Annotated in this window: 7 protein-coding genes, 11 tRNA genes, 3 rRNA genes and 3 pseudogenes; all 24 read left to right on the top strand. The window is 44.5% G+C overall.

Features of this window, described 5'->3' with window-relative positions; genetic code table 11:
* The first annotated feature begins 114 nt into the window (after window positions 1–114).
* The 24 genes and pseudogenes from OVN21_RS08140 to OVN21_RS08025 all read left to right on the top strand — a co-directional run bounded on the left by OVN21_RS08140 (window position 115) and on the right by OVN21_RS08025 (window position 19,061).
* On the top strand, window positions 115–804 hold the full coding sequence (locus OVN21_RS08140) for a gamma-glutamyl-gamma-aminobutyrate hydrolase family protein (protein ID WP_267248021.1): 690 nt from the start codon (window positions 115–117) through the stop codon (window positions 802–804).
* 170 nt (window positions 805–974) lie between these two features.
* Complete coding sequence (locus OVN21_RS08135) at window positions 975–2,324, top strand: glucose-6-phosphate isomerase (protein ID WP_267248020.1); 1,350 nt, start codon at window positions 975–977, stop codon at window positions 2,322–2,324.
* Window positions 2,325–2,451: 127 nt separating this feature from the next.
* A complete protein-coding gene (gltX, locus tag OVN21_RS08130; RefSeq protein ID WP_267248019.1) occupies window positions 2,452–3,912 on the top strand; it encodes a glutamate--tRNA ligase in 1,461 nt (486 codons plus the stop codon).
* A gap of 13 nt (window positions 3,913–3,925) precedes the next feature.
* Window positions 3,926–4,350 (top strand): annotated as a pseudogene (locus tag OVN21_RS08125) (cytidine deaminase family protein).
* Window positions 4,351–4,475: 125 nt separating this feature from the next.
* Window positions 4,476–4,547: transfer RNA gene (locus OVN21_RS08120), tRNA-Glu, on the top strand.
* A 230-nt stretch (window positions 4,548–4,777) separates the two neighbouring features.
* Window positions 4,778–6,325, top strand: a 16S ribosomal RNA gene (locus tag OVN21_RS08115).
* 51 nt (window positions 6,326–6,376) lie between these two features.
* A tRNA-Ala gene (locus OVN21_RS08110) sits at window positions 6,377–6,449 on the top strand.
* Between the two features lie 121 nt (window positions 6,450–6,570).
* Window positions 6,571–9,471: ribosomal RNA gene (locus OVN21_RS08105) — 23S ribosomal RNA — on the top strand.
* Window positions 9,472–9,547: 76 nt separating this feature from the next.
* A 5S ribosomal RNA gene (gene rrf, locus OVN21_RS08100) occupies window positions 9,548–9,663 on the top strand.
* The 16S, 23S and 5S rRNA genes sit together here with 11 tRNA genes alongside, the layout of an rRNA operon.
* A 32-nt stretch (window positions 9,664–9,695) precedes the next feature.
* Window positions 9,696–9,768 (top strand) — tRNA-Val (locus OVN21_RS08095).
* Window positions 9,769–9,772: 4 nt separating this feature from the next.
* Window positions 9,773–9,845 (top strand) — tRNA-Asp (locus OVN21_RS08090).
* Between the two features lie 24 nt (window positions 9,846–9,869).
* Window positions 9,870–9,942 (top strand) — tRNA-Lys (locus OVN21_RS08085).
* A gap of 5 nt (window positions 9,943–9,947) precedes the next feature.
* A tRNA-Leu gene (locus OVN21_RS08080) sits at window positions 9,948–10,029 on the top strand.
* Between the two features lie 12 nt (window positions 10,030–10,041).
* A tRNA-Thr gene (locus OVN21_RS08075) sits at window positions 10,042–10,114 on the top strand.
* Between the two features lie 27 nt (window positions 10,115–10,141).
* A tRNA-Gly gene (locus tag OVN21_RS08070) sits at window positions 10,142–10,213 on the top strand.
* 7 nt (window positions 10,214–10,220) lie between these two features.
* A tRNA-Leu gene (locus OVN21_RS08065) sits at window positions 10,221–10,306 on the top strand.
* A gap of 11 nt (window positions 10,307–10,317) precedes the next feature.
* Window positions 10,318–10,391: transfer RNA gene (locus OVN21_RS08060), tRNA-Arg, on the top strand.
* A 15-nt stretch (window positions 10,392–10,406) separates the two neighbouring features.
* Window positions 10,407–10,480: transfer RNA gene (locus OVN21_RS08055), tRNA-Pro, on the top strand.
* Window positions 10,481–10,656: 176 nt separating this feature from the next.
* Window positions 10,657–15,048: a PolC-type DNA polymerase III gene (locus OVN21_RS08050; protein ID WP_267248018.1), complete on the top strand. Its 4,392-nt coding sequence runs from the start codon at window positions 10,657–10,659 to the stop codon at window positions 15,046–15,048.
* Window positions 15,049–15,120: 72 nt separating this feature from the next.
* Window positions 15,121–15,309: a DnaA ATPase domain-containing protein gene (locus tag OVN21_RS08045; protein WP_267248017.1), complete on the top strand. Its 189-nt coding sequence runs from the start codon at window positions 15,121–15,123 to the stop codon at window positions 15,307–15,309.
* Complete coding sequence (locus tag OVN21_RS08040) at window positions 15,290–15,640, top strand: DnaA ATPase domain-containing protein (protein WP_323744052.1); 351 nt, start codon at window positions 15,290–15,292, stop codon at window positions 15,638–15,640. The genes OVN21_RS08045 and OVN21_RS08040 overlap by 20 nt, the downstream gene beginning before the upstream one ends.
* Window positions 15,641–15,904 (top strand): annotated as a pseudogene (locus OVN21_RS08035) (transcriptional regulator); the annotation flags it as partial.
* Between the two features lie 34 nt (window positions 15,905–15,938).
* Window positions 15,939–16,753: pseudogene (locus tag OVN21_RS08030) on the top strand (IS5 family transposase).
* Window positions 16,754–17,225: 472 nt separating this feature from the next.
* Window positions 17,226–19,061, top strand: a complete 1,836-nt coding sequence (locus OVN21_RS08025) for a YSIRK-type signal peptide-containing protein (protein WP_267248016.1) — start codon at window positions 17,226–17,228, stop codon at window positions 19,059–19,061.
* Window positions 19,062–19,197 lie beyond the last annotated feature (136 nt).

Below are 19,197 nucleotides of genomic sequence, written 5' to 3'. Positions count from 1 at the left end.
CTTTTTCTTGTCCATAAAAAATACTTATTACGGTCTTTAAAAAAACATATTAGACAGGAAAGAGTTGGAGTGATAAGATAAGACTGTCGCAAGAAAATCGAAAGGAGACACATCATGGCTAGAACGGTTGTAGGAGTTGCTGCAAATCTATGTCCTGTAGACGCAGAAGGAAAAAACATTCATTCATCTGTATCCTGTAAATTTGCAGAGAGCATTCGTCAAGTCGGTTGTCTCCCTTTAGTGATTCCTGTAGGAGATGAGTCCATTGTGCGCGATTATGTGGAAATGATTAACAAACTCATCTTAACAGGTGGGCAAAATGTCCATCCCCAATTTTATGGAGAGAAAAAAACCATTGAGAGTGATGATTACAATCTGGTCCGTGATGAATTTGAATTGGCACTCTTGAAAGAAGCGCTCCGTCAGAATAAGCCAATTTTGGCAATCTGTCGCGGTGTTCAACTTGTCAATGTTGCTTTTGGTGGCACTCTTCACCAAGAAATTGAAGGTCACTGGCAAGGACTACCTTTCGGAACATCTCACTCTATTGAGACAGTGGAAGGAAGCGTGGTGGCTAAGCTATTCGGAAAAGAAAGTCAGGTTAACTCCGTCCATCGTCAAAGTATTAAAGATTTGGCACCTAATTTCCGTGTAACTGCTATTGATCCAAGAGACCAGACCATCGAAGCGATTGAGTCTATTGACGAACACCGCATTATCGATTTGCAGTGGCATCCAGAGTTTCTGGTTAATGAAGAAGATGGCAATTTAGAATTATTTGAGTATTTATTGAATGAACTGTAACAACTGGGGCATCTGGTCGTTCTTTCTTTTGTTTTTTCAAAATTTTTGGAATGTGGGATTTTTACGCAAACGTTTGAATTCTGATAAAAATTGGAGAAATTCGACAAAAAAACTTGAAAAAAACGAAGGTAAGCGTTATGATAGAAAAGAAGAAATATTGGAGGAATAACATGTCACATATTAAATTTGATTATTCAAAAGTTTTAGACAAATTTGTTGCACCACATGAAGTGGAATACATGCAAGCACAAGTTACAGCTGCTGACGAAATGATTCGTAAAGGAACTGGTGCTGGTAGCGATTTCTTGGGATGGTTGGATCTTCCTGAAAACTACGACCGTGAAGAATTTGACCGCATCTTGAAAGCTGCTGAGCAAATCAAATCAGACAGTGACGTCTTGGTTGTAATCGGTATCGGTGGATCTTACCTTGGTGCCAAAGCAGCAATCGACTTCTTGAATCACCATTTTGCTAATTTGCAAACAAAAGAAGAACGCAAAGCTCCACAAATCCTTTACGCGGGAAACTCAATCTCATCTACTTACCTTGCTGACTTGGTAGAGTATGTTGCAGACAAAGATTTCTCAGTAAACGTAATTTCTAAATCAGGTACAACAACTGAACCAGCTATCGCTTTCCGTGTCTTCAAAGAACTCTTGGTTAAGAAATACGGTCAAGAAGAAGCAAACAAACGTATCTATGCAACAACTGACCGCCAAAAAGGTGCTGTTAAGGTTGAAGCAGACGCTAACGGATGGGAAACATTTGTTGTTCCAGATGATATCGGTGGACGTTTCTCAGTATTGACAGCTGTTGGTTTGCTTCCAATCGCAGCATCAGGAGCTGACATCAAAGCCCTTATGGAAGGTGCGAATGCAGCCCGCAAAGACTACACTTCAGATAAAATCTCTGAAAACGAAGCTTACCAATACGCAGCAGTGCGTAACATCCTTTACCGTAAAGGCTACGCTACTGAAATCTTGGTAAACTACGAGCCATCACTTCAATACTTCTCAGAATGGTGGAAACAATTGGCTGGTGAATCAGAAGGGAAAGACCAAAAAGGTATCTACCCAACTTCAGCCAACTTCTCAACTGACTTGCACTCACTTGGTCAATTTATCCAAGAAGGAACTCGTATCATGTTTGAAACAGTTGTCCGTGTTGACAAACCTCGTAAAAACGTGATTATCCCTACTTTGGAAGAAGACCTTGATGGACTTGGTTACCTTCAAGGAAAAGACGTTGACTTTGTAAACAAAAAAGCTACTGACGGTGTTCTTCTTGCCCACACTGATGGTGACGTGCCAAACATGTACGTAACTCTGCCTGAGCAAGATGCCTTCACTCTTGGATACACTATCTACTTCTTCGAATTGGCTATCGCCCTTTCAGGTTACTTGAATGCCATCAACCCATTTGACCAACCAGGCGTTGAAGCCTACAAACGTAATATGTTTGCCCTTCTTGGAAAACCAGGATTTGAAGAATTGAGCAAAGAGCTTAACGCACGTCTATAATAAAAGAAAAGAGTGGCTTGTCCACTCTTTTTACTCTCTTTATTCGTAGACATTGGACTCAGGCGAGACTTGTGATATAATATAGAAAGCAAAAAGGCAGACGCCTAGAGACTTTATAGGAGAAACTATGTCAAAAGATATTCGCGTACGTTACGCACCAAGTCCAACAGGACTACTACACATCGGGAATGCCCGTACAGCATTGTTTAACTACTTGTATGCACGCCATCATGGTGGAACATTTATCATTCGTATCGAAGATACTGACCGTAAACGTCATGTCGAGGATGGGGAACGTTCACAGCTTGAAAACCTTCGTTGGTTAGGTATGGATTGGGATGAAAGCCCAGAAACACATGAAAATTACCGCCAGTCTGAGCGTTTGGACTTGTATCAAAAATACATTGACCAACTATTAGCTGAAGGAAAAGCCTACAAATCTTACGTTACAGAAGAAGAGTTGGCAGCTGAACGCGAACGCCAAGAAGCAGCTGGTGAAACCCCTCGCTACGTAAATGAATACCTAGGTATGAGTGAAGAGGAAAAAGCGGCTTACATCGTAGAACGCGAAGCAGCAGGAATCATCCCAACTGTGCGCTTGGCTGTCAATGAGTCAGGTATCTACAAGTGGCATGATATGGTCAAAGGCGATATCGAATTTGAAGGTGGCAATATCGGTGGTGATTGGGTTATCCAAAAGAAAGATGGCTACCCTACTTACAACTTTGCCGTTGTCATTGATGACCATGATATGCAAATCTCCCATGTTATCCGTGGAGACGACCACATTGCTAATACACCAAAACAGCTTATGGTATATGAAGCACTTGGCTGGGAAGCTCCAGAGTTCGGCCATATGACCTTGATTATCAACTCTGAGACTGGTAAGAAGTTATCTAAACGTGATACTAATACACTTCAATTTATCGAAGATTACCGAAAGAAAGGTTACCTTCCAGAAGCAGTCTTTAACTTTATTGCTCTTCTTGGTTGGAACCCAGGTGGCGAAGATGAAATCTTCTCTCGTGAAGAACTCATTAAACTTTTCGATGAAAACCGCCTCAGCAAGTCTCCAGCAGCCTTTGACCAGAAAAAACTAGACTGGATGAGCAATGACTATATCAAGAGAGCCAATCTAGCTACTATCTTTGAAATGGCAAAACCATTCTTAGAGGAAGCAGGACGTTTAACTGACAAAGCTGAAAAACTAGTTGAGCTCTATAAACCACAAATGAAATCAGTAGATGAAATTATTCCATTGACAGATCTTTTCTTCTTGGATTTCCCAGAATTGACAGAAGCAGAGCGCGAGGTTATGGCAGGAGAAACCGTTCCGGTTGTTCTAGAAGCCTTCAAAGCGAAACTAGAAGCAATGACAGATGAGGAATTTGTGACAGAAAATATCTTCCCGCAAATCAAAGCTGTTCAAAAAGAAACAGGTATTAAAGGGAAAAATCTTTTCATGCCTATTCGCATCGCAGTTTCAGGTGAAATGCATGGACCAGAATTGCCAGATACGATCTTCTTGTTAGGTCGTGAAAAATCAATACAGCATATAGAAAATATGTTAAAAGAAATCTCTAAATAAGAAGGGTACAATAATGGACATCTGGGAAAAGATGTACGAAGAAGCACAGAAGCTATACGATCCACATGAAGTATCTGATTTTGTTTACGCTAACCATGTTGTGGCCGCAGTAGAAGCAGAAGATGGACAAATATTTACAGGTTTCTGTATGGAGGGAACCTGTGGTGTTTTCCATCTCTGCGCAGAACGGGTGGCCCTCTTTAATATGTACCAATTTTCAGAACAAACTAAGGTTAAAAAAGTATTAGCCTTTCGAGACAAACCACCTTATGGTGGAAGTTCCGGTATGCCTTGTGGCGCTTGCAGAGAATTCCTCTTAGAGTTGAACGCTGAAAATAAAGATGCAGAATTCATGATGGACTACGAAACGAGAAAACAATCAAAGTTGCCGAGTTGATTCCATACTGGTGGGGAGAGGAACGTGCGACTAATTGGTAAGATAAATAGAAGGAGTCAGTTTAACTGGCTCTTTTCTACTATCTTTTCAGAATTTCGATAAAGAGGAAAAAAGTTCTTGACAAAGGGGGAAAAGTAGGTATAATAGAAAGAGTTGAAAGGCTCAAGGTCCGTTGGTCAAGGGGTTAAGACACCGCCTTTTCACGGCGGTAACACGGGTTCGAATCCCGTACGGACTATGAGTGTATCGTGGTAGAAAAAAACTTGAAAAAAGTTTAAAAAAACTGTTGACAGAGACAGGGAGCTGTGATATACTAATATAGTTGTCGCTTGAGAGAGTGAGTGACAAAGACCTTTGAAAACTGAACAAGACGAACCAATGTGCAGGGCACTATAACTAAGGTTATAGTACTGAACAATGAAAAAACAATAAATCTGTCAGTGACAGAAATGAGTGAGAACTCAAACTTTTAATGAGAGTTTGATCCTGGCTCAGGATGAACGCTGGCGGCGTGCCTAATACATGCAAGTAGAACGCTGAAGAGAGGAGCTTGCTCTTTTTGGATGAGTTGCGAACGGGTGAGTAACGCGTAGGTAACCTACCTGGTAGCGGGGGATAACTATTGGAAACGATAGCTAATACCGCATAAAATGGATTATCGCATGATAATCCATTGAAAGGTGCAAATGCATCACTACCAGATGGATCTGCGTTGTATTAGCTAGTTGGTGAGGTAACGGCTCACCAAGGCGACGATACATAGCCGACCTGAGAGGGTGATCGGCCACACTGGGACTGAGACACGGCCCAGACTCCTACGGGAGGCAGCAGTAGGGAATCTTCGGCAATGGACGAAAGTCTGACCGAGCAACGCCGCGTGAGTGAAGAAGGTTTTCGGATCGTAAAGCTCTGTTGTAAGAGAAGAACGAGTGTGAGAGTGGAAAGTTCACACTGTGACGGTATCTTACCAGAAAGGGACGGCTAACTACGTGCCAGCAGCCGCGGTAATACGTAGGTCCCGAGCGTTGTCCGGATTTATTGGGCGTAAAGCGAGCGCAGGCGGTTAGATAAGTCTGAAGTTAAAGGCTGTGGCTTAACCATAGTACGCTTTGGAAACTGTTTAACTTGAGTGCAAGAGGGGAGAGTGGAATTCCATGTGTAGCGGTGAAATGCGTAGATATATGGAGGAACACCGGTGGCGAAAGCGGCTCTCTGGCTTGTAACTGACGCTGAGGCTCGAAAGCGTGGGGAGCAAACAGGATTAGATACCCTGGTAGTCCACGCCGTAAACGATGAGTGCTAGGTGTTAGACCCTTTCCGGGGTTTAGTGCCGCAGCTAACGCATTAAGCACTCCGCCTGGGGAGTACGACCGCAAGGTTGAAACTCAAAGGAATTGACGGGGGCCCGCACAAGCGGTGGAGCATGTGGTTTAATTCGAAGCAACGCGAAGAACCTTACCAGGTCTTGACATCCCTCTGACCGCTCTAGAGATAGAGTTTTCCTTCGGGACAGAGGTGACAGGTGGTGCATGGTTGTCGTCAGCTCGTGTCGTGAGATGTTGGGTTAAGTCCCGCAACGAGCGCAACCCCTATTGTTAGTTGCCATCATTTAGTTGGGCACTCTAGCGAGACTGCCGGTAATAAACCGGAGGAAGGTGGGGATGACGTCAAATCATCATGCCCCTTATGATCTGGGCTACACACGTGCTACAATGGCTGGTACAACGAGTCGCAAGCCGGTGACGGCAAGCTAATCTCTTAAAGCCAGTCTCAGTTCGGATTGTAGGCTGCAACTCGCCTACATGAAGTCGGAATCGCTAGTAATCGCGGATCAGCACGCCGCGGTGAATACGTTCCCGGGCCTTGTACACACCGCCCGTCACACCACGAGAGTTTGTAACACCCGAAGTCGGTGAGGTAACCGTAAGGAGCCAGCCGCCTAAGGTGGGATAGATGATTGGGGTGAAGTCGTAACAAGGTAGCCGTATCGGAAGGTGCGGCTGGATCACCTCCTTTCTAAGGATAAGGAACTGCACATTGGTCTTGTTTAGTCTTGAGAGGTCTTGTGGGGCCTTAGCTCAGCTGGGAGAGCGCCTGCTTTGCACGCAGGAGGTCAGCGGTTCGATCCCGCTAGGCTCCATTGGTGAGAGATTACCAAGTAATGCACATTGAAAATTGAATATCTATATCAAATAGTAACAAGAAAATAAACCGAAACGCTGTAGTATTAAAAGAGTTTCTGACTGAAAGGTCAAAAATAAGGTTAAGTTAATAAGGGCGCACGGTGGATGCCTTGGCACTAGGAGCCGAAGAAGGACGTGACAAACGACGATATGCCTTGGGTAGCTGTAAGTAAGCAATGATCCAGGGATTTCCGAATGGGGGAACCCAACAGGTACTACCTGTTACCCATATCTGTTAAGGATGTGAGGAGGAAGACGCAGTGAACTGAAACATCTAAGTAGCTGCAGGAAGAGAAAGCAAAAGCGATTGCCTTAGTAGCGGCGAGCGAAACGGCAGGAGGGCAAACCGAAGAGTTTACTCTTCGGGGTTGTAGGACTGCACTGTGGACTCAAAGATTATAGAAGAATGATTTGGGAAGATCAGCCAAAGAGAGTAAAAGCCTCGTATTTAAAATAGTCTTTGTACCTAGCAGTATCCTGAGTACGGCGGGACACGAGAAATCCCGTCGGAATCTGGGAGGACCATCTCCTAACCCTAAATACTCCCTAGTGACCGATAGTGAACCAGTACCGTGAGGGAAAGGTGAAAAGCACCCCGGGAGGGGAGTGAAATAGAACCTGAAACCGTGTGCCTACAACAAGTTCGAGCCCGTTAATGGGTGAGAGCGTGCCTTTTGTAGAATGAACCGGCGAGTTACGATATGATGCGAGGTTAAGTTGAAGAGACGGAGCCGTAGGGAAACCGAGTCTGAATAGGGCGCATTAGTATCATGTCGTAGACCCGAAACCATGTGACCTACCCATGAGCAGGTTGAAGGTGCGGTAAGACGCACTGGAGGACCGAACCAGGGCACGTTGAAAAGTGCTTGGATGACTTGTGGGTAGCGGAGAAATTCCAAACGAACTTGGAGATAGCTGGTTCTCTCCGAAATAGCTTTAGGGCTAGCGTCGACATAAAGATTCTTGGAGGTAGAGCACTGTTTGGGTGAGGGGTCCATCCCGGATTACCAATCTCAGATAAACTCCGAATGCCAAAGAATTGTGGTCGGCAGTCAGACTGCGAGTGCTAAGATCCGTAGTCGAAAGGGAAACAGCCCAGACCACCAGCTAAGGTCCCAAAATAATTGTTAAGTGGAAAAGGATGTGGGGTTGCACAGACAACTAGGATGTTAGCTTAGAAGCAGCTATTCATTCAAAGAGTGCGTAATAGCTCACTAGTCGAGTGACCCTGCGCCGAAAATGTACCGGGGCTAAAACAATTTACCGAAGCTGTGGATACCTTTATAGGTATGGTAGGAGAGCGTTCTATGTGTGGAGAAGGTGTACCGTGAGGAGTGCTGGAACGCATAGAAGTGAGAATGCCGGTATGAGTAGCGAAAGACAGGTGAGAATCCTGTCCACCGTAAGACTAAGGTTTCCAGGGGAAGGCTCGTCCGCCCTGGGTTAGTCGGGACCTAAGGAGAGACCGAAAGGTGTATCCGATGGACAACAGGTTGATATTCCTGTACTAGAGTATGTAGTGATGGAGGGACGCAGTAGGCTAACTAAAGCAGACGAATGGAAGTGTCTGTCTAAGCAGTGAGGTGTGAATTGAGTTAAATGCTTAGTTCTATAACATTGAGCTGTGATGGGGAGCGAAGTTTAGTAGCGAAGTTAGTGACGTCACACTGCCAAGAAAAGCTTCTAGCGTTTAAACATACTCTACCCGTACCGCAAACCGACACAGGTAGTCGAGGCGAGTAGCCTCAGGTGAGCGAGAGAACTCTCGTTAAGGAACTCGGCAAAATGACCCCGTAACTTCGGGAGAAGGGGTGCTGACTTTAAGTCAGCCGCAGTGAATAGGCCCAAGCAACTGTTTATCAAAAACACAGCTCTCTGCTAAATCGTAAGATGATGTATAGGGGGTGACGCCTGCCCGGTGCTGGAAGGTTAAGAGGAGTGCTTAGCGTAAGCGAAGGTATGAATTGAAGCCCCAGTAAACGGCGGCCGTAACTATAACGGTCCTAAGGTAGCGAAATTCCTTGTCGGGTAAGTTCCGACCCGCACGAAAGGCGTAATGATTTGGGCACTGTCTCAACGAGAGACTCGGTGAAATTTTAGTACCTGTGAAGATGCAGGTTACCCGCGACAGGACGGAAAGACCCCATGGAGCTTTACTGCAGTTTGATATTGAGTGTCTGTACCACATGTACAGGATAGGTAGGAGTCTAAGAGATCGGGACGCCAGTTTCGAAGGAGACGCTGTTGGGATACTACCCTTGTGTTATGGCCACTCTAACCTGGATAGGTGAACCCTATCGGAGACAGTGTCTGACGGGCAGTTTGACTGGGGCGGTCGCCTCCTAAAAGGTAACGGAGGCGCCCAAAGGTTCCCTCAGAATGGTTGGAAATCATTCGCAGAGTGTAAAGGTATAAGGGAGCTTGACTGTGAGAGCTACAACTCGAGCAGGGACGAAAGTCGGGCTTAGTGATCCGGTGGTTCCGTATGGAAGGGCCATCGCTCAACGGATAAAAGCTACCCTGGGGATAACAGGCTTATCTCCCCCAAGAGTTCACATCGACGGGGAGGTTTGGCACCTCGATGTCGGCTCGTCGCATCCTGGGGCTGTAGTCGGTCCCAAGGGTTGGGCTGTTCGCCCATTAAAGCGGCACGCGAGCTGGGTTCAGAACGTCGTGAGACAGTTCGGTCCCTATCCGTCGCGGGCGTAGGAAATTTGAGAGGATCTGCTCCTAGTACGAGAGGACCAGAGTGGACTTACCGCTGGTGTACCAGTTGTCTTGCCAAAGGCATCGCTGGGTAGCTATGTAGGGAAGGGATAAACGCTGAAAGCATCTAAGTGTGAAACCCACCTCAAGATGAGATTTCCCATGATTATATATCAGTAAGAGCCCTGAGAGATGATTAGGTAGATAGGTTAGAAGTGGAAGTGTGGCGACACATGTAGCGGACTAATACTAATAGCTCGAGGACTTATCCAAAGTAACTGAGGATACAAAGTGTGAGGTTTACTTGGTATTTGATAGATATTCAATTTTGAGTAGGTATTACTCAGAGTTAAGTGACGATAGCCTAGGAGATACACCTGTACCCATGCCGAACACAGCAGTTAAGCCCTAGAACGCCGGAAGTAGTTGGGGGTTGCCCCCTGTGAGATATGGAAGTCGCTTAGCAAGAGGAGTCAGGGAGCTGACTCCACTCTTTTGGGAGTTTAGCTCAGCTGGGAGAGCATCTGCCTTACAAGCAGAGGGTCAGCGGTTCGATCCCGTTAACTCCCATATAGGTCCCGTAGTGTAGCGGTTATCACGTCGCCCTGTCACGGCGAAGATCGCGGGTTCGATTCCCGTCGGGACCGTTTAAGGTAACGGAAGTTATTTTAGACTCGTTAGCTCAGTTGGTAGAGCAATTGACTTTTAATCAATGGGTCACTGGTTCGAGCCCAGTACGGGTCATATTTGCGGGTTTGGCGGAATTGGCAGACGCACCAGATTTAGGATCTGGCGCTTAACGGCGTGGGGGTTCAAGTCCCTTAACCCGCATAATAGAAAGCAGCCGGCTTAGCTCAGTTGGTAGAGCATCTGATTTGTAATCAGAGGGTCGCGTGTTCAAGTCATGTAGCCGGCATTTTTTTATATAGAATAAGAGGTCGATGCGAACGTAGTTCAGTGGTAGAACACCACCTTGCCAAGGTGGGGGTCGCGGGTTCGAATCCCGTCGTTCGCTTAGAGAGGCCGGGGTGGCGGAACTGGCAGACGCACAGGACTTAAAATCCTGCGATTGGTAACGATCGTACCGGTTCGATTCCGGTCCTCGGCATATAATGATGAGCACCCTTAGCTCAACTGGATAGAGTACCTGACTACGAATCAGGCGGTTAGAGGTTCGACTCCTCTAGGGTGCATTTTTTTATTTGACGCGGGAAGTAGCTCAGCTTGGTAGAGTACTTGGTTTGGGACCAAGGTGTCGCAGGTTCGAATCCTGTCTTCCCGATTGATTATGGGGATACTGAAGGGTATCTTTTTTATATGTATTAAGGAGATTCTGAGAATCTTTTTTTGTTTTTAAGGAATGAATTTAGGAAAACTAGCAGTGCTTAAGGAATGGTAGTGGCTATATATTTTCTTTAATTATGGTAAAATAGTATGAGAATAATGTGAGGAAATTGAATGTCAAGTAAGTTTGAAATTTTAATGAATCAAATAGGAGTCTCTGATCAATTGAGACAGGATCCTGCTCTTGTTAATGCAAGTATTGAGCGTGTTGTGGTTCATAAAATTAGTAAGGTTTGGGAATTTCATTTTGTATTTTCTAATATTTTACCGATTGAAACCTTTTTAGAGTTAAAGAAAGGGCTGAGTGAAGAATTTTCTAAGACAGGGAATCAAGCTGTTTTCGAAATCAGGGCTCTCTCTCAAGAATTTTCAAATGAACTCTTGCAGGTCTACTATAAGGAGGCTTTTTCTGAAGGTCCATGTGCTAGTCAAGGGTTTAAGTCTCTTTATCAGAATTTGCAAGTTCGCGCGGAGGGAAATCAGCTCTTTATTGAGGCTTCAGAGGTGATTGATAAGGAGCACTTTAAGAAGAATCATCTTCCTAATTTAACAAAGCAACTTGAAAAGTTTGGTTTCCCAGCTTTTGTCTGCCAAATCGAAAAGAATGATGCTCTTACACAGGAGCAGGAGGAGGCCTTCCATGCGGAGAATGAACAAATCGTTCAGGCTGCTAATGAAGAGGCTTTACGTGCTATGGAACAACTGGAACAGATGGCTCCTCCTTCAGTAGAAGAGAAACTGACCTTTGATTTTCAGGCTAAAAAGGCTGCGGCAAAACCAAAATTGGATAAGGCTGAAGTTACCCAGATGATTGATGTGACGACTGAGGAAAATCGTTTGGTCTTTGAAGGGGTCGTTTTTGATGTGGGGCATAAAGTGACCAGGACAGGGCGTGTCTTGATTAACTTTAAGATGACGGACTATAGTTCAAGTTTTTCAATGCAAAAATGGGTTAAGAATGAAGAAGAGGCTCAGAAGTTTGACATCATTAAGAAAAATTCTTGGCTCAGAGTTCGTGGGAATGTAGAGATGAATAACTTCACACGCGATTTGACAATGAACGTGCAGGATGTGCAGGAAGTTGTTCACTATGAGCGGAAGGATTTGATGCCAGAAGGTGGGCGTCGGGTTGAGTTTCATGCTCATACTAATATGTCGACCATGGATGCCCTACCAGAGGTTGAAGAAATCGTTGCGACCGCTGCTAAGTGGGGACACAAAGCAGTTGCCATCACGGACCACGGGAATGTTCAATCCTTCCCACACGGCTATAAGGCGGCCAAGAAGGCTGGAATCCAGCTGATTTATGGAATGGAAGCCAATATCGTTGAAGACCGTGTTCCTATCGTTTACAACGAAGTGGAGATGGAATTGTCAGAAGCGACCTACGTGGTTTTTGACGTGGAAACGACGGGACTTTCAGCCATCTATAATGACTTGATTCAGGTTGCGGCGTCTAAGATGTACAAGGGAAATGTTATTGCTGAATTTGATGAATTTATCAATCCTGGATATCCCTTGTCAGCCTTTACTACCGAGTTGACTGGAATTACAGATGATCATGTCAAAAATGCTAAACCACTAGAACAAGTTTTGCAAGAATTCCAGGAATTCTGCAAGAATACGGTTCTAGTTGCCCACAATGCGACCTTTGACGTTGGCTTTATGAATGCTAACTATGAGCGTCATGATTTGCCTAAGATTAGCCAACCAGTTATTGATACGCTCGAGTTTGCTAGAAATCTCTATCCTGAGTATAAACGTCATGGTTTGGGGCCTTTGACCAAGCGTTTTGGTGTGGCGCTGGACCACCACCACATGGCTAACTACGATGCGGAAGCTACTGGTCGTTTGCTCTTTATCTTTATCAAGGATGTAGCAGAAAAACATGGTGTGACTGATTTGGCTAGACTAAATATTGATTTGATTAGTCCAGACTCTTATAAAAAAGCTCGGATCAAGCATGCGACCATCTATGTCAAGAATCAAGTAGGTCTAAAAAATATCTTTAAACTGGTTTCTTTGTCCAATACTAAGTACTTTGAAGGGGTGCCACGGATTCCGAGAACGGTTCTAGATGCCCATCGAGAGGGCTTGATTTTAGGATCAGCATGTTCAGAGGGTGAAGTTTTTGATGCAGTCGTTTCCCAAGGTGTGGATGCGGCGGTTGAGGTGGCCAAGTATTATGACTTTATCGAGGTCATGCCACCAGCTATCTATGCGTCATTGATTGCTAAAGAGCAGGTTAAGGATATGGAGGAACTCCAGACCATTATCAAGAGTTTGATAGAGGTTGGAGATCGCCTTGGCAAGCCTGTTCTAGCTACGGGAAATGTCCACTATATCGAACCGGAAGAAGAAATTTATCGTGAAATTATCGTCCGTAGTTTGGGACAGGGGGCTATGATTAACCGAACCATTGGTCACGGTGAACATGCCCAACCAGCTCCTCTTCCCAAGGCTCATTTTAGAACGACAAATGAGATGTTGGATGAATTTGCCTTCTTGGGAGAGGAACTGGCTCGTAAACTGGTTATTGAAAACACAAATGCCTTGGCAGAAACCTTTGAGCCTGTTGAGGTGGTTAAGAGTGACCTGTACACGCCTTTCATTGACAAGGCGGAAGAAACGGTTGCTGAGTTGACCTATAAGAATGCCTTTGAGATTTATGGAAATCCGCTGCCAGATATTGTTGATTTGCGGATTGAAAAAGAACTAACCTCTATTCTGGGGAATGGATTTGCTGTGATTTATCTAGCTTCCCAGATGCTGGTGCAACGTTCCAATGAACGGGGCTACTTGGTTGGTTCTCGTGGGTCTGTTGGGTCCAGTTTCGTTGCGACCATGATTGGGATTACAGAGGTTAATCCTCTCTCTCCACACTATGTCTGTGGTCAGTGTCAGTACAGTGAGTTTATAACTGATGGTTCTTACGGTTCAGGTTTTGATATGCCCAATAAGGACTGCCCAAAATGTGCCCACAAACTCAGCAAAAATGGGCAAGATATTCCTTTCGAGACCTTCCTTGGTTTTGATGGGGACAAGGTTCCTGATATTGATTTGAACTTCTCGGGAGAAGACCAGCCTAGCGCCCACTTGGATGTGCGTGATATCTTTGGTGAGGAATATGCCTTCCGTGCAGGAACAGTTGGTACAGTAGCTGCCAAGACCGCTTATGGATTTGTCAAGGGCTATGAGCGAGATTATGGCAAGTTTTATCGTGATGCAGAGGTGGAACGTCTCGCTCAAGGTGCAGCTGGTGTCAAACGAACGACAGGCCAACACCCAGGAGGAATCGTTGTTATCCCTAACTACATGGATGTCTACGACTTTACGCCTGTTCAGTATCCAGCAGATGATGTGACGGCTGAATGGCAGACCACTCACTTTAACTTCCATGATATCGATGAGAACGTCCTCAAACTCGATGTACTGGGGCATGATGATCCGACCATGATTCGGAAACTGCAGGACTTGTCTGGGATTGATCCTAATGAAATCCCTATGGATGACGAAGGTGTGATGGCCCTCTTTTCAGGGACTGATGTGCTAGGTGTGACTCCTGAGCAAATTGGAACGCCGACGGGTATGCTGGGGATTCCAGAGTTTGGGACCAACTTTGTACGTGGAATGGTAGACGAGACCCATCCGACAACTTTTGCGGAGTTGCTTCAGTTGTCAGGGTTGTCCCACGGTACAGATGTGTGGTTGGGAAATGCTCAGGATTTAATCAAGCAAGGAATTGCGGACCTGTCGACCGTTATCGGTTGTCGGGACGACATCATGGTTTACCTCATGCATGCTGGCCTCGAGCCTAAGATGGCCTTTACTATCATGGAACGGGTTCGTAAAGGTTTGTGGCTGAAGATTTCAGAAGAGGAGAGAAATGGCTATATCGAAGCTATGACGGCTAATAAGGTACCAGAGTGGTATATCGAGTCCTGTGGGAAAATTAAGTACATGTTCCCTAAAGCCCATGCGGCAGCCTACGTTATGATGGCCTTGCGTGTAGCTTACTTCAAGGTTCACCATCCCATTTATTACTACTGTGCTTACTTCTCCATACGCGCTAAGGCTTTTGATATCAAGACTATGGGGGCGGGCTTGGATGCTATCAAGCGCAGAATGGAAGAAATCTCTGAAAAACGGAAGAACAATGAAGCCTCTAATGTGGAAATTGATCTCTATACAACTCTTGAGATTGTTAATGAGATGTGGGAACGTGGTTTCAAGTTTGGAAAACTCGATCTCTACCGTAGTCAGGCGACAGAGTTCCTTATCGATGGAGATACCCTCATCCCGCCATTTGTTGCCATGGATGGTCTGGGAGAGAACGTTGCCAAGCAGCTGGTGCGAGCGCGTGAAGAGGGAGAATTCCTCTCTAAAACAGAACTACGCAAGCGTGGTGGACTCTCATTAACCTTGGTTGAAAAGATGGATGAGATGGGCATTCTCGGAAATATGCCAGAGGATAACCAGCTGAGTTTGTTTGATGAGTTGTTTTAAAAAATTAACAGATGGACAAATATTGTCCATCTGTTTTGTTATACTTATGGTATAAAAGAGAAAGAGGTTTAAATGATGAATAATATAGGCTTAAATAAAAAATATCAATTTGAAAATTTTGTAGAAAAAGATGGTAATGTTTTAACAAATAAAGAAGCCGTAGAAGTAGTAAAGAACTTAGGCTTAAAATACAATCCATTTTATATTTATGGGGAATCGGGTTCAGTAAAAAGCACATCTCCTGCAAGCAATTGGAAATAAGGTTCTTGAGAACAATCCAGAAAAGCGAGTAAAATATATTTCTGCCGTAAACTTATTGGAAAATGAGCCAGAAATCCAAAAAGTTAGAAGTGAGGAGTTGGGTCTTCTACTAGTAGATGATATTCAGGTATTGGGAGAAAAAGATGATATGATTCAAGAAAAATTTTTTAACCTCTTTAATTCTTTCTTTGGTAGGAAAACGCAAATTGTTTTATCCGGTAATTCTGAACCAGACCAGTTGAAAAATGTTCAATCTCGTTTGATTGTGCGTTTTAAGTGGGGAATGACAGCGTGTCTATCATCGCTTGAAGATGAACAAAAAGGACATTAGATGAATGATCAAGAGAGACTACTAACGATCTTTTTACGCTTACAGTTAGGTACTTCATTAGGAGAAAAGCAACTGGCCCAGGAATTCGAGGTTAGTGAAAAGACGATACAGAGAGATTTTTAGCTCCTTCGTGATATTTTATCCAGTCATCCCGATCTTAGTGGAGACTTGCTTTATAGTCGTAAAACAAATAAGTATAGCCGATCAAGTAAGTCAGTTTTTAATAAAAAGGATATACTCGTTATTTCAAAGATTTCATTAGACTTGTTCGGTAACTCAAAGGTGGTATACTAAAGCTATGGAAACAGCATACGAAAAAGCCTTAAAATTAAACTCAGAGAATTTCAAATTGTTGATAGGTGTTAAAAAAGCGACGTTTCAACTGATGCTTGATTATCTCACTGACGCTTATCAAGAGCAACACCGAAAAGGAGGACGCCCACTCCGTCTAAGTATGGAAGACCAACTTATCATGACCTTGCGCTACTTACGCTATTACCCCACTCAACGCTTGTTGGCATTTGATTTTGGTGTAGGTGTGGCAACTGTCAATGAGACCATTACATGGGTAGAGGACACTCTTCGTTTTTCAGGCCTCTTTGATTTAGACCACTTAGAAGCACCTAGCGCCACTGTTGCCATTGATGTCACTGAAAGTCCTATTCAACGTCCTAAAAAAACCAAAGCAAGAATTATTCTGGTAAAAAGAAGAGACATACCATAAAAACTCAAATCCTGCTTGACTTAACCAGCCATCGTGCTTGTCAATTGGCTTTTTCAGATGGCCATACACATGATTTTACCCTTTTTAAGGAGAGTATTGGTTATAGTTTGCCCCAAAGTACCCTTGTTTTCGTAGATTTAGGGTATTTAGGCATCTTGAAATTTCACGAAAATACCTTTATTCCTGCTAAGCGTTCTAAACATCACCTCTTAACCGAAGAGGATAGACGGTTGAATCGAGAGATGGCTAAAATCCGTATTGAAGTTGAACACTTTAATGCCAAATTTAAAACCTTTCAAATCCTGGCACAGTCCTATCGTAATCGTAGAAAACGGTTTGAATTAAGAGCTGAGTTGATTTGTGGCATCATCAACCACGAGATGATGTAGTTACCGAACAAGTCTATTATAGTTTTTAACATGTTTACTTCCATTAAATTTGAGTCTGCCTATCCCTTGACTGTTCTTCCCTTTCACAAACGAGTCGCTTATTCAAGTATAAGTTTAGGTGCTCAGAGTCACAGTTCTTGTGCTTGTTGATAGGAATAAGGACACCTATAAACATGCGAGCTAGTGGCTCTACCACTTGCTTATTCACCTCCCCATGATTTGTAGTAGTGATAGGCTTTCTCATTTCTATTATAGACTAAAACAAAGAGCACAAGACCTTTTCATTCTGTCTTGTGCCTTGAGTGAAACCAAAGGAATGAATTCTAATTATGACTCTAGTAAAGCATTCTCCGAGAGCCATTTTAAAGGTCGAGTTGGAATTAAAAAAGAGAAAACTATCTAAAATTCATATCTATTTAACATTTCTAGGATAGACTGGTAAAAAATAAAAATATATTGGAGGATCTTACTCATGAGAGGAAGACATGAACGACGGAACCGATATTCTATTCGGAAATTTAGTGTAGGGGTAGCCAGTGTATTGGTTGCGACCTTCTTCTGCGCCGGGGGGGGGGGACAAGTAGTCCAGGCTGCTGATGGACCGAGGCCACAAGGAGTATCTTCGGACTTAGATATCTATAGGAAAGATTTACATGATCAGTTACAAAACTTGTATCTGCCTGAACAACAAAGAACAAAATTTGAAAAAGAAATTAAAGACGGAGATCGGGCAATGTTAGATCAATTAAGTAATATTTTTGCTCAGCTTCGAGACCAACAAGCTGAGGAGGCTATACACAAAGCAAATCTAACTTTGCGTAAATATATGGCTGATCGTTTAGATGAAGTTGACGTGTCGCATCCTAATTTTAAAATGCTTGTCCAAAAACTTGCGGGAATTGTAGACAACTACCGCAATCTATTTGATATCGCTCCAAATAGAAAAGAAGTTGAAAATCTGGAGAAGAAAGCCCGAGAGGAAATAGATACCCATGTTGCCGAATATAAAAAAGGATTAACTGCTGGTAAAGGCGACGCTGGTAAAGGCGATGCTGGACAAGGCGACGCTGGACAAGGCGACGCTGGACAAGGCGATGCTGGACAAGGCGATGCTGGACAAGGCGATGCTGGACAAGGCGATGCTGGACAAGGCGACGCTGGTAAAGGCGATGCTGGTAAAGGCGATGCTGGTAAAGGCGATGCTGGACAAGGCGACGCTGGACAAGGCGATGCTGGTAAAGGCGATGCTGGACAAGGCGACGCTGGTAAAGGCGATGCTGGACAAGGCGATGCTGGACAAGGCGATGCTGGACAAGGCGATGCTGGTAAAGGCGACGCTGGACAAGGCGATGCTGGACAAGGCGATGCTGGTAAAGGCGATGCTGGACAAGGCGATGCTGGACAAGGCGATGCTGGTAAAGGCCAAGCCGGCGATGCAGGTAAAGGCCAAGCCGGCGATGCAGGTAAAGGCCAAGCCGGCGATGCTGGACAAGACCAAGCCGGTGATGCAGGTAAAGGCGATGCTGGACAAGGCGATGCTGGACAAGGCGATGCTGGACAAGGCGATGCTGGACAAGGCGATGCTGGACAAGGCGATGCTGGACAAGGCGATGCTGGACAAGGCGATGCTGGACAAGGCGATGCTAAGCCAGACGCTGATGCTGGACAAGGCAATGCTAAGCCAGACGCTGATGCTGGACAAGGCAATGCTAAGCCAGACGCTGATGCTGGACAAGGCAATGCTGGTAAGCCAAGCTCTAAAAACCAAACCTTTACAGGTACAGTTGGAGGTGTAAGTGTAACCGTCTTGTTTGACAAGCCGGTTAATGCAGAAAAAGTGACCGTCAAGGAGATCACTCAACCAGATCTTGTTGATAGGATCAGTCGCCAAGTAGGTGGAGGTTCTATTCGCCTATTTGACCTATCCTTAACAAGAAATGGCAAGGAAACACACGTAAATGAAGAGCGGACTGTTCGTCTTGCGCTTGATGGTCTTGGAGGAGATGTTCAAGTTTACCATGTGAAATCAAATGGGCAACTCGAACTTCTTAATTCTAAAGTAGAAGATGGGCATGTCATCTTTAGAATCAATCATTTCAGCTTGTTTGCTATTAAGACTACGTCTAGCAAGTCTGGTCAGGAGACACCTTCTAACCAAGCAACTCCTAAAGAAACGACCAAGGATACTACAAGCAAGAAAACATTGCCAAATACAGGAACTGCTGATTCAACAGCCTTGCTTGCTGCTGCAGCAAGCACTGCTATCTTAGGACTTGGTCTAGCAGGACGTCGTCGCAAAGAAGATTAAGGGAAAAGACCCTCTATCCCCTCTAGCCTTGCCTAACAGAGCTAGGAACCTGGGATAAAAGTCTAACCTTAAATATAAAAAATGAACAAGACCAGTTTTCTGATACTCAGAATACGGTCTTGTTCATTTTTTGTCT

The organism is Streptococcus sp. Marseille-Q5986, assembly GCF_946902915.1.
GTDB lineage: Bacteria > Bacillota > Bacilli > Lactobacillales > Streptococcaceae > Streptococcus.
Note: the sequence above shows the minus strand (reverse complement) of the source record. Positions and strands in the feature narration are given on the sequence as shown.

Bases quoted from the DNA above. Each gene is read 5' to 3' on its own strand.
- OVN21_RS08140 (WP_267248021.1), top strand. From the start codon at position 115: ATGGCTAGAACGGTTGTAGGAGTTGCTGCAAATCTATGTCCTGTAGAC.
- OVN21_RS08135 (WP_267248020.1), top strand. From the start codon at position 975: ATGTCACATATTAAATTTGATTATTCAAAAGTTTTAGACAAATTTGTT.
- gltX (WP_267248019.1), top strand. From the start codon at position 2,452: ATGTCAAAAGATATTCGCGTACGTTACGCACCAAGTCCAACAGGACTA.
- OVN21_RS08050 (WP_267248018.1), top strand. From the start codon at position 10,657: ATGTCAAGTAAGTTTGAAATTTTAATGAATCAAATAGGAGTCTCTGAT.
- OVN21_RS08045 (WP_267248017.1), top strand. From the start codon at position 15,121: ATGATGAATAATATAGGCTTAAATAAAAAATATCAATTTGAAAATTTT.
- OVN21_RS08025 (WP_267248016.1), top strand. From the start codon at position 17,226: ATGAGAGGAAGACATGAACGACGGAACCGATATTCTATTCGGAAATTT.